The sequence below is a fragment of the Burkholderia sp. 9777_1386 genome (assembly GCF_015712265.1).
Taxonomy (GTDB): domain Bacteria; phylum Pseudomonadota; class Gammaproteobacteria; order Burkholderiales; family Burkholderiaceae; genus Burkholderia; species Burkholderia cenocepacia.
On record NZ_JACCQB010000165.1, the window covers coordinates 1 to 288 of the forward strand.

At 55.9% G+C, this 288-nt stretch carries 1 protein-coding gene; it reads right to left on the reverse strand.

From position 1 onward, the window contains the following. Nucleotides 1-89: 89 nt before the first annotated feature. Nucleotides 90-288: hypothetical protein (locus tag H0X91_RS35190; RefSeq protein WP_230878106.1), on the reverse strand; the 199-nt coding region annotated here is incomplete at its 5' end.

The following is a 288-nucleotide window of genomic DNA, read 5'->3' on the forward strand; positions in this document are numbered from 1 at the left end:
GCCGTTGCAAATACGTTGAACACCAGGCCCCGGAAAACACTCGGCTGGAAAACGCCTGCTGAAGCTCTGGACGAGTATCTCAGGTCCGTTCAACAATCTAGTGTTGCGACGACCGGTTGAATCCACCCAATATGCAAGCCGGAAATTCCGTCAGCGCCTCTTGTCAGCGTCGGATAGATACTCCCCACTTTCGTCGAAGTAATTTTCCCCAGTTTTTTGTCTGACGGCGCCGCGGTAGCGGCGCCGTCCTGTCGATCGCCGACCATATCGCCCTGGAGATCCGTCGTG